The organism is Lentzea sp. NPDC005914 (assembly GCF_040629405.1).
In the GTDB taxonomy this organism is placed as follows: Bacteria; Actinomycetota; Actinomycetes; order Mycobacteriales; family Pseudonocardiaceae; genus Lentzea.
The window spans coordinates 1-10424 of the sequence record NZ_JBEXVQ010000005.1 but is presented as its reverse complement, the minus strand read 5'-3'; the positions used below and the strand labels follow the sequence as shown (position 1 = coordinate 10424).

The 10424-nt window shown below is 68.4% G+C and carries 10 protein-coding genes; 7 read left to right on the top strand and 3 right to left on the bottom strand.

The window, feature by feature from the left end:
- Positions 1-24: 24 nt before the first annotated feature.
- The 3 genes from ABZ345_RS08835 to ABZ345_RS08825 form a co-directional block, all read right to left on the bottom strand.
- A complete protein-coding gene (locus ABZ345_RS08835; RefSeq protein ID WP_359844499.1) occupies positions 25-1224 on the bottom strand; it encodes a cytochrome P450 in 1200 nt (399 codons plus the stop codon).
- Positions 1225-1234: 10 nt separating this feature from the next.
- Positions 1235-2728 (bottom strand): DHA2 family efflux MFS transporter permease subunit, encoded by a 1494-nt coding sequence (locus tag ABZ345_RS08830; protein ID WP_359844497.1) that lies wholly within the window; start codon positions 2726-2728, stop codon positions 1235-1237.
- Positions 2729-2932: 204 nt separating this feature from the next.
- Complete coding sequence (locus tag ABZ345_RS08825; protein WP_359844495.1) at positions 2933-3610, bottom strand: hypothetical protein; 678 nt, start codon at positions 3608-3610, stop codon at positions 2933-2935.
- Positions 3611-3731: 121 nt separating this feature from the next.
- Between ABZ345_RS08825 and ABZ345_RS08820 the strand changes: the two genes are divergently transcribed.
- The 7 genes from ABZ345_RS08820 to ABZ345_RS08790 all read left to right on the top strand — a co-directional run bounded on the left by ABZ345_RS08820 (position 3732) and on the right by ABZ345_RS08790 (position 10174).
- Positions 3732-3965: a phosphopantetheine-binding protein gene (locus ABZ345_RS08820; RefSeq protein WP_359844493.1), complete on the top strand. Its 234-nt coding sequence runs from the start codon at positions 3732-3734 to the stop codon at positions 3963-3965.
- 65 nt (positions 3966-4030) lie between these two features.
- Positions 4031-5113: an LLM class flavin-dependent oxidoreductase gene (locus ABZ345_RS08815; RefSeq protein ID WP_359844491.1), complete on the top strand. Its 1083-nt coding sequence runs from the start codon at positions 4031-4033 to the stop codon at positions 5111-5113.
- On the top strand, positions 5110-6252 hold the full coding sequence (gene solA / locus ABZ345_RS08810; RefSeq protein ID WP_359844489.1) for an N-methyl-L-tryptophan oxidase: 1143 nt from the start codon (positions 5110-5112) through the stop codon (positions 6250-6252). The genes ABZ345_RS08815 and solA overlap by 4 nt, the downstream gene beginning before the upstream one ends.
- 23 nt (positions 6253-6275) lie before the next feature.
- Positions 6276-7160, top strand: coding sequence for an AfsR/SARP family transcriptional regulator (locus ABZ345_RS08805; RefSeq protein WP_359844487.1), 885 nt, complete (start codon positions 6276-6278; stop codon positions 7158-7160).
- A gap of 22 nt (positions 7161-7182) precedes the next feature.
- Complete coding sequence (locus ABZ345_RS08800) at positions 7183-8769, top strand: (2,3-dihydroxybenzoyl)adenylate synthase (protein ID WP_359844485.1); 1587 nt, start codon at positions 7183-7185, stop codon at positions 8767-8769.
- Positions 8770-8803: 34 nt separating this feature from the next.
- Entirely contained in the window at positions 8804-9979 is a 1176-nt protein-coding gene (locus ABZ345_RS08795) for a DegT/DnrJ/EryC1/StrS family aminotransferase (protein WP_359844483.1), read from the top strand.
- 12 nt (positions 9980-9991) lie between these two features.
- A complete protein-coding gene (locus ABZ345_RS08790; protein WP_359844481.1) occupies positions 9992-10174 on the top strand; it encodes a tautomerase family protein in 183 nt (60 codons plus the stop codon).
- The last annotated feature ends 250 nt before the right edge of the window (positions 10175-10424 follow it).

The window sequence follows — 10424 nt, the reverse complement described above, 5'->3', positions numbered from 1 at the left end:
TGCAGGCAGGTGAGAGGGGGTGTGTCACCCGCGACGCACGGTCACCGGGAGGGTCTTGGCTCCGAACAGGCCTTCGCGGTGGTAAGTCACCTCCGCGCCCGGTGTGACCCGCACGTCGGTGAACGCGTCGAGCATGAGCTCCAGCGCGATCCGGCCCTCGAGGCGCGCGAGCGGCGCTCCGAGGCAGAAGTGGATGCCGTGCCCGAACGCCAGCTGCTGCGCGTCCTTGCGCTCGGGCACGAACCTGTCCGGGTCGGCGAACCTGCGCTCGTCGTGGTTCGCCGACAACAGCCACGGCATCACCATGCTGCCGGCGGGAATCGTCTCCCCCGCGATCTCCACGTCCTCGGTGGTGACGCGGCTCGCGATGGTGATCGGCGCCCGGAAGCGCATGACCTCCTCGATCGTCGCGGGGATGAGCGACCGGTCCGCCCTCAGCCGGTCCTGCAGGCCGGGGTTGTCCTCCAGGCACAGCACGGTGTTGCCGAGCAGCATCGTCGTCGACACGTGGCCCGCCATCAGCAACAGGCACGCGAAGTCGATGACCTGCTTGTCCGTCAGCCTTTCGCCGTCCAGTTCCGCCTCGACCAGCTTGGTGAGGAGGTCGTCGCGTGGCGTGGCACGCCGATCGGAGAGGTGGCCGCCGAGGTAGTCGCGCATCTGCTGCATCGGCGTGCGGACCAGCCGGTCGAAGTCGGCGTCGTCGTTCTCGAACTGCATCGAGACCGGGTCGTCGAACTCCTTGGACAGCATCTTCTCCGACCAGTCGCGGAAGAGATCGCGGTCCTGCGCCGGCACGCCGAGCAGTTCGGCGATCACGATCACCGGCAGCGCGTAGGCGAACTCGTCGATCAGGTCGAACTGGTCGCCATCCACGCGATCCAGCAGCTCGCGGCCGAGCTCGACGATCCGCGGTTCCAGCTGCGTCACCATGCGCGGCGTGAACGCCTGGCTGACCAGCCGCCGCAGCTTGCGGTGCAGCGGCGGGTCGATCACCGACAGGATGTCGCGCGACAGCGGGTCGAGGTCCGGCATGATCCGGCTGATGTCGGACGAGAACCGGGCGGGGTCGGTCGTCACCGTCACCACGTCGTCGTAGCGGAAGACGTGGTGGACGCCGTACTCGTCGCGCCACACGGGAGCCTGGTCGCGCATCTCGCGCAGCCACCCGAGCAGCGCGGCTCCACCGTCCTGAGTGGACGGCCTTGCGGTCACCTGGTGCATCTGGAGCCTCCTAGGCGTGCTGGGGAACTGGCTGGGACTTCTCCGCGCGCCGCAGCAGGAACCCGGCGAGCAGGCCACCGCAGAGCACCGCGAGCGCACCGATGAGCTGGCTGCTCGACATGCCCGCGGCGAACGCGTCCCGTGCCGCCGCGGCGGTTTCGGGGTTACCGGCCGCCGCCGACAGAGCAGCCGGGAGCGACCTGCCGGCGTCCTCACCGAGGTCAGCAGGCAAGCCGCCGATGAACTTCGAGGTCAGCACAGCGCCCAGCACGGCGACGCCGAACGAGGCACCGATCTCCTGCAGGGTCTGGTTGATGCCGGACCCGGTTCCCGCGCGCTCCAGCGGAATCGCGCTCATCATGGCGTGCGCGGCCACCGGCATCGCCAGCCCCACACCGAATCCGATGAGCACCAGCCCGCAGAACGTCGGCAGGTAGCCGTTCGACGGATCCACCAACGCGATCACGGCGAGACCACCGGAAGCAACGGTCATGCCCAGGGTCATCGTCGGACCCTGGCCGAGCACCTTGCCGACCCGGGCACTGAGCAGGCTGCTGCTGATCAGCACGCTGATCGCCAGCGGCGCGATGCGGAAACCCGCCTCCAGCGGGGAGAACCGCAGCACGAACTGCAGGTGCTGGGTGAGCAGGAAGAGCGAGCCGCCCATGCCGAACGCCGCGAGCACGCCGCCGGCCGCCGCGCCGTTGAAGCGCGGGTTGGCGAACATCGACAGCTCCAGCATCGGGTTGTCGGTCTTGCGCTGCCACCAGATGAACACCACGAGCAGCACCACACCGGCGGCGAACGTTGCGAGCACTCGGGAATCCGTCCAGCCGTGCTCGGAACCCGAGATCACCGCGTAGATCAGTGCGGCCATCGACGCCGCGGACAGCACGCCACCGAGGATGTCCGGGTACTTGCCGACCGGGTCCTTCGACTCGGGCACGAGCGCCGCCACCGCGATGAAGCCGATGACCGCGATCGGCACGTTGACCGCGAACACCGAGCCCCACCAGAAGTGCGCCAGCAGGAAGCCGCCGACGACCGGACCGGCCGCGATGCCGAGTGACGACACCGCCGCCCAGATGCCGATCGCCTTCGCCCGTTCCTCGTTGTCGAACACGCGCACCAGCACCGCGAGCGTGCCCGGCGTCAGGAACGCCGCGCCGACACCCATGACGGCCCGCGCGATGATCAGCTGGGTCGGCGACCCGGCGAACGTCGCGACGAGCGAGCCGATGCCGAACAGCGCCAGGCCGAACATCAGCGCGCGCTTGCGCCCGTAGCGGTCCGACAGGCTGCCCGCGGCCAGCAGCAGACCGGCCATGACGAGCGAGTAGGCGTTGATCATCCACTGGATGTCCGAGGTCGACGCGCCGAGACCGGCGCTCAGCGACGGCACCGCCACGTTGAGCACGGTGTTGTCCAGCACGACGACGAGCAATGCGAGACACAGCACGGCGAGAATCGCCCAGCGCTGCGGAAGTCGTTCGGTTTTTTGCACAGCAAATCTCCAGGAAAGTCTTTTTCGACGCGATTCAGCCCCGGACCGCGCAGCATCGTGCAGGCACGCCGAAGACGTCCTGAGCTGTGGAAACGTGGGGTTGCGAATGGCGCGCCAGAATGACGAAAGGACGAGGCGCAAGCCATTGAGAGGGACGCCTGCGAACGAGGCGGCGTCGAAAGAGACCTTAGTAGATCATGGAACTCATGATGCCACACTCTCCGCACCCGCACAAACACCGGGGGTCGCGGCCACCTGATCGGCGGAAACGAATCCGGTCGAGTCGAACACGGTCAGATGCCGGCGATGTTGCGCCGCCACGGCCGGTGACGCGCAGAGCCGCGCGATGCTCGGCCCGATCTGCGTCTCCCGCAACGACGAGCACTCCCCCGCGGCACGGGCGCGTTCGACGTGGTCGGGCGACACCATCGCGCGGTCGAGCAACGCTCTCGGCAACCTGCGGCCGAGCGTGCCGATCGCGTTGATGTGCAGGTGCCCGCGCGGATACCAGTACGGCAGCTCGGGACCTGGCCCCACCACCGTGATGATGTCCGCACTCGCTACGATGTCCTTGGGGTCGGCGACACTCACCCCGTCCAGTTGCGGAACCTCCTGCCCCACCAGCACATCCGTGAAGGCGAAGAGTCTGCTCAACGCCTGCAGGTGCACCTGGATCTCGGGCGTGGTGCCGAAGAGCCCGAGCACGAAGCTGTTCGGCCGTGCGAGCAGCCTGCTCGCGACGGCGGCCATGGCGGCCGTGCGGATCGGGCTCAGCTCGTCCGGTACCGCGACGACCGCCGGCTCCCTTCCCGCCGCGAACAGCGCGCTCTGCGCCTTCGCGATGGCCCTGTCCATCAACTCGTCATGCTCGTGGCTCCACATCACACATCAAGCTCCCCCGGTGGTAGGTGAGCAGAATGGTGCGGGATCCGGCTGACACGGCGCTGACAAAACAATGACGAGCCCCTGGCGCGATGTCCCCGGAACGCTACTCTCACATGCCGTGAGCGAGATTCCCGCAACGTTGGAAGAACTCCGCGCGTTGATCGCGGAGAAACTGGAGATCGACCCCGGCGAGATCGCCGACGACGACGATCTGATCGAATGGGGCCTCAACTCCGTCATCACCATGGGGCTGGCCGGTCAGTGGCGTCGCGCCGGCGTGGAGATCGACGCGAAGACGCTGGTCAAGGACGTGACCGTGAACGGGTGGTGGGCACTGCTCGCAGCGGCCTAGGCGAGTGCTCGAACGGTGCTCGACAACGCTGAGGCGTCCGCCGGAGGTCGGCTACTTTCGCTGCTATGAAATTCGGTATCAACTTCTTTCCAGTCGTCGATCCCGACGCCAAGAGTGCCACCGACTACTACGACGAGAGTCTCGGGCTGGTCGAGCTGGCCGAACAGCTCGGATTCGAGCACGTGCAGACGGTCGAGCATTATTTCTCGCCGTACGGCGGATACAGCCCGGACCCGGTCACGTTCCTCACCGCCGCGGCCGCGCGGACCAGCCGGATCCGCATCGCGACCGGCGCGGTGATCGCCGCGTTCACGCACCCGATCAAGCTCGCGGGCAAGCTCGCGATGCTCGACCACCTCTCGCACGGCAGGCTCGACGCCGGCTTCGGCCGCGGTTTCCTGCCCGACGAGTTCGCCGCGTTCGGCATTCCCATGGAGGAGAGCCGGGCGCGTTTCGCCGAGACCGTCGAGGCCGTCCGTCGTTTGTGGACGGAGGAGAACGTGGTGTGGGACGGCGAGTTCCACCGGTTCGGCCCCGTCACCATGCTGCCGCGCCCGTTCCAGGCACCGCATCCGCCGATCTTCGTGGCGTCCGCGACGAGCCCGGAGTCGTGCGCCGCCTCCGGTTCCGCCGGCTACCACCTGCAGGTCGTGCCGTCCGTGACGTCACGGGAGACGTTGCAGGACAACATCTCCCGCTACCGCGCCGCCTGGAAGGACGCCGGTCACGCGGAGCAGCCGCGCATCCAGATCAAGTACACGGCCTATCTCTCCGAGAACCGCGAGGAAGCCCTCGCGGCCGGTGAGATGTACGAGCGCAACTACATCGAGAAGATGGCCGGCGCGATCGCCTCGTGGGCGAGCACCCGCAGCGACCAGTATCCCGGCTACGAGAGCTTCGTGGACAAGGTCGAAGCCTACGACTTCGCGGCTTCGTTGCAGGGCAACAAGGTCCTGGCGGGCACGCCGGACGACGTGACCGAGCAGATCGCCACGATCGCCGAGTGGTTCGGCAACGACCTGTGCGTCAGCATGCAGTTCAACCCCGGCGCGATGCCGATCGCCCAGTCCCGCAAGGCGATGCAGCTGTTCGGCGAGCACGTGATGCCGGCGTTCAGCGGCTCGCGCGTGCTGGAGGGCGCACGATGAACCTCGACGCCGACGTCGCGGTCATCGGCCTGGGCGCGTGGGGCTCGGCCGCACTCTGGCAGCTGGCCGCGCGCGGGGTGTCCGTGCTCGGCGTCGAGCAGTTCCAGCCAGGCCACGCCCTCGGTTCCTCGCACGGCGCCACCAGGATGTTCCGCACCGCGTGCCTCGAGCACACCGGGCTGGTCCCGCTCGCCCAGCGCTCGCTGACGCTCTGGCGCGACCTGGAGAACGCCGCGGGGCGCCCGTTGTTCGACCCGACCGGCGGCCTGCTGATCGGTCCTGCCGACGGACACATCGTGTCGGGCACGCTCAAGGCCGCTCGCACGCACGACATCCCGGTCGAGGTGCTCGACAACACCGCGCTGGCGCAACGCTTCCCGGCCCACGCGAACCTGCCGGCCGATCACGTCGGCGTGTTCGAACCCACCGCGGGCCTGCTGGCCGCCGAGGACACCGTCCGTGCCGCTGTCGAAGTGGCGCAACGGCACGGCGCACGCGTGTACACGGGCACCAGGGTCACCGAGATCGACCTCGTGGCCGACGGTGTGGTCGTCCGCACCCCCGCCCGCGACCTCCGCGTGCGCCAGGTCGTCGTCACCACCGGCCCCTGGGCGACGAAGCTGGCCCCCGGCCTGCCGCTCGACCCGGTGCGCATGCCGATGACGTGGTTCCGCCCGACCGGCGACGCAGACCCGTTCGCGCTCAAGAACTTCCCGGTGTTCATCCGCGAGCTCGGCCACACGGGCGCCATCTGGGGCCACGGCTGGTCCAGCGAGACCCACGACGTGAAGCTCGGCCTGGAGGACGGCGGCCGCGACTTCCGCTCGATCGACCCGGACCACGCCGACCACTCGGTGTCGCCTGCCGACTGGCACAAGCTCACCGGCCTGCTCGAAGACGCCGTGCCCGGCCTGACGACCCTGCCGACGTCCGTGACCACCTGCATGGTGACCCGCACGCCCGACAAGCAGTTCCTGCTGGGCCGCCCTCAGAGCGACCCGCGACTCGTCCTCGGCGTCGGCTGCGGCGGCCACGGCTTCAAGCACGCGAGCGGCATCGGCGAAGCCCTCGCGGACATCGTGCTGGGCAGGGAGACCCACTGCCCGTTGACCTTCACGGACCCGGACAGGTTCCGCTAGCGGACAGCCGGATGGGGGAGACTGTGCGACTTCGAATCCTGGGCCCGGTAGACGTCTACGACGAGATCCGCGGCAGAAAGATGACGCCGAACGGGATCAAGCAGCGGGCGTTGCTCTCGACGCTGGTCGTCCGGCAGGGCCAGACCCTGTCGCTCGACCGCCTGATCGAGGAGCTCTGGGGAGACGTCCCGCCGGGCAACGCCACCAACGCCCTGCAGGCCCACATCGCCCGCCTGCGCCGCCTTCTCGACACGGCGGGCAACGCGGCCGACATCGTGACCGACCCACCGGGCTACCACCTGCGCCTGGGTCCACATGAGACGGACGTGGACGAGTTCCACCGCCTCTCGACCCTGGCCCGCGAGATCACCGCGGAAGACCCCGAACACGCGGTGGAACTGTTCCGCCGCGCCCTGGGTCTGTGGCGCGGTGCCGCGTTCGAGGGCTGCGTGACCGGCTCGATCCTGGCAGGCGAGGCGGCACTGCTGGAGGAGCAACGCCTGACCAGCGTGGAGGGCCTGTTCGACGCCCACCTGCGCACCGGCAGGCACGGTGAGATCGTGGGCGAACTGGAAGAGATGACCGCGGCCCACCCGTTGCGCGAACGCTTCTACGACCAGCTCATGGTCGCCCTGTACCGCTGCGGCCGCCAGTCCGAGGCCATCGGCACCTACGACCGAGCCCGCCGCAACCTCCTGCGCGAGCTGGGAGTCGAGCCGGGCCCGGCTCTGCGCGGCCGCATGCAGGCCGTCCTGGCCCACTCCCCCTCCCTGCTCCCCGGCGGCCGCGACCAGCTGACCCAGGAGATCGACCAGCTGCGCACCCGGATGAACTCCCTGGTCCAGCAACAGGAAGCGCTGATCCGGATGGTCAGCCGGATGTCAGCCGCGGCGGGCCTCAGCGCGTAGACGCGAGAAGGAAAGGACGACCATGCTCCAAGGATGCGTACCGTGGCCGGAAGAGGACGCGGCCCGTTTCACCTCCGCCGGTTACTGGCGGGGCGAAACCTTAGGCGCCCTGCTGCGCCGCTGGGCCGCGGACCACGGTTCCAGAACCGCGGTGGTCTGCGGCACCCGCCGCTTCACCTACACCGAGCTCGACTCCTGGGCGGACCGCCTCGCGGCCGGGTTGCGTGCGCAGGGCATCAGCGCGGGCGACCGAATCGTCGTGCAGCTCCCCAACGTCGCCGAGTTCGTGGCCCTCTGCTTCGCCCTGTTCCGCCTGGGCGCCCTCCCGGTCTTCGCCCTCCCCGCCTACCGCGCCAACGAGATCCGCCACCTCTGCGAACTCTCCGGCGCGATCGGCTACGTGGTCCCGCGCGAGCACCTCGACCACGACTACGTGGCCCTGGCCGGCGAGATCTCCGCCGAGCTCCCGGCGATCAAGCGCATCTTCGTCGCGGACTCCCTGCCGGAAGCCGATCCGGTCGACCTCCCGGACCCCGACCCACGTGACGTCGCCTTCTTCCTGCTCTCGGGCGGCACCACGGCACTGCCGAAGCTGATCCCCCGGACGCACGACGACTACGCCTACCAGACCCAGCTCACCGCCGAGATCAACGACCTCGGTCCCACCAGCGTCTACCTCACCGTCCTGCCCGTCGAGTTCAACTTCCCGTGGGGCTGCCCGGGAATCATCGGCGTCTTCCAGGCAGGCGGCACCGCCGTCATGGCCCTGACCCCGGAACCGGACCACTGCTTCGAGCTGATCGAACGCGAACGCGTGACGATCACGTCCGTGGTCCCCACGATCACGCACCTCTGGCTGGAAGCCGTGCCGCACAGCAACCGCGACATGAGCAGCCTGGAGATCATCCAGATCGGCAGCGCCAAACTCCACCCCGAAGTAGCCGCCCGAGTCCAGCCCGCGTTCGGCTGCCGCCTGCAACAGGTGTTCGGCATGGCCGAAGGCCTGCTCACGTTCACCCGCGACGACGACCCCGAGCACGTGGTCCTCACCACCCAGGGCCGCCCGATCAGCCCAGCCGACGAGATCCGAGTCGTCGACGAGGCCGGCAACGAGGTTCCTCCAGGCACCGCAGGCGAACTGCTCACCCGCGGCCCGTACACGTTGCGCGGCTACTACAACGCCCCCGAACACAACGCGAAGGCGTTCACCGCGGACGGCTTCTACCGCAGCGGCGACCTGGTCCGTTTCACCGAGCAGGGCAACATGGTCGTGGAAGGCCGCGTCAAGGACGTGATCAACCGAGGCGGCGACAAGATCTCCGCCACGGAGGTCGAAGCCCACCTGACCGCCCACCCCAACGTGGCCCAGGCGGCCGTGATCGCAATCCCGGACCTCGTCCTGGGCGAGAAGACCTGCGCCGTGATCATCCCCGACGGCACCGCCCCGAAACTCCCGGCCCTGCGCAAACTCCTGCGCGAACGCGGCCTGGCCGACTACAAACTCCCCGACAAGGTGGAGATCGTCGGCTCCTTCCCCCTGACCGGCCTGGGCAAGGTGGACAAGAAGTCCCTCGTGGCCACGCTCACCGGAGGCCACAGTGGACGGTAACTTCATCGTCCCCTTCGCCCGCAGGGGAAGCATCGTGGGCACCGACGAACTAGCCATGATCACCGACCTGGTCAGCTCCGGCGACGTCCTGTCCGCAGGCAACCTGCGCGACCAGTTCGAAGCCCGCTTCGCCAAGCACGTGGGCTCCCGCTACGCCCTGTCCGTCACCAGCGGCACCGTGGCCCTGGAACTGGCCATCGAGATGCTGGACCTCCAGCCGGGCGACGAGGTGATCGCCACCCCGCAAACCTTCCAGGCAACCCTGCAACCCTTGCTGTCCCACAACATCCACGTCCGCTTCTGCGACGTGGACCCGACCACCCTGAACCTCGACCCGACCCAGCTCCGCTCCCTGGTGACAGACCGAACCAAGGCCATCCTGCTGGTCCACTACGGCGGCTACCCGGCAGAGATGGACCGGATCATGGCCATCGCCCGCCCCCGCAACATCACCGTGATCGAAGACGCGGCCCACGCCCTCGGCACCTCCTACCACAACAAACGCCCAGGCGCCCTAGCCGACATCGCCTGCTTCAGCTTCCACAGCACCAAGAACATCACCACCCTGGGCGAGGGCGGCATGATCACCCTGGACCGCGACGACTGGGCCGAACGAATCGACCGCCGCCGCAACAACGAGGCCGACGGCCTCTACGTCCCAGACGCAACAGAGCCTCCCTTCCTCCTCCCGTGGATGAAATTCTCAGCCGACATCTACCGCTGGACCTGCGTAGGCGTCCGCAAACCAGGCACCAACGCCACAATGTCCGAAGCAGCCGCCGCCGTGGGCTTGGCCCAAATGGACAAACTGGACACCCTGGTAGCCCGCCGCCGCTGGATAGCCAGCAGGCTGGACGAAGCCATCACCCGCTTCCCAGGCACACGAACCCAACAGGTGCCACCGGACATCGAGCACTCGTACCACCTGTACACCTTCTTCATCGACCAGGGCCGAGACGACCTGGTCCGCCACCTGCACTCACGCGGCGTAGAGGTCCAACTCCGCTACTTCCCGCAACACCTGACCCCGGAATGGCGCTGGCGAGGCCACACCACCGGCGAGTGCCCCGTGGCAGAACAACTCTGGTTCAACTCGCACATGAACCTCCCCTGCCACCCTGGCCTGTCAGACGCCCAAGTGGACCACCTGATCACCTCAGTGGAAGCCGCCCTGCGCGACCTCCACTCGACCCGCCAACGCGCCAGCTAGAACGGAGCCCCCATGCCCTACATCGACGTAAAACTCTTCGAAAGCCGCCTGACCGAAGCCACCGAAAAGGAACTGATCGACCGCATCACCGCCGCAGTGGTCGACACCTTCGGCGAGGACATCCGAGAACAAACCTGGATCACGCTAACGGGCATCCCTTCCCACCGCTGGGGAGTAGGCGGCACCCGCCACTAACACCAGAAGGGGCACCGAAAGGTGCCCCTTCTGCTTTGGCGAAGCCGAAGGCGAGCAGTACCGAAGGCGAAGCCGAGGCAATGGCGACGCCGAAGGCGAGCTGCTCTGAACGTGCGCTTCGGGTGGGGTCCCGTCACGAGTCGTGCCTGATCGTGTGCCGCGCCAGAGTCGGGGGGGGGGGGGGGGGGGGGGGGGGGGGCGGGGGGGGGGGGGGGGGGGCGGGGGGGGGGGGGGGGGCGGGGGGGCCGGG

Coding starts and splice junctions, on each gene's coding strand:
- ABZ345_RS08800 (WP_359844485.1), top strand. CDS start 7,183: ATGCTCCAAGGATGCGTACCGTGGCCGGAAGAGGACGCGGCCCGTTTC.
- ABZ345_RS08815 (WP_359844491.1), top strand. CDS start 4,031: ATGAAATTCGGTATCAACTTCTTTCCAGTCGTCGATCCCGACGCCAAG.
- ABZ345_RS08790 (WP_359844481.1), top strand. CDS start 9,992: ATGCCCTACATCGACGTAAAACTCTTCGAAAGCCGCCTGACCGAAGCC.
- solA (WP_359844489.1), top strand. CDS start 5,110: ATGAACCTCGACGCCGACGTCGCGGTCATCGGCCTGGGCGCGTGGGGC.
- ABZ345_RS08825 (WP_359844495.1), bottom strand. CDS start 3,610: ATGTGGAGCCACGAGCATGACGAGTTGATGGACAGGGCCATCGCGAAG.
- ABZ345_RS08835 (WP_359844499.1), bottom strand. CDS start 1,224: ATGCACCAGGTGACCGCAAGGCCGTCCACTCAGGACGGTGGAGCCGCG.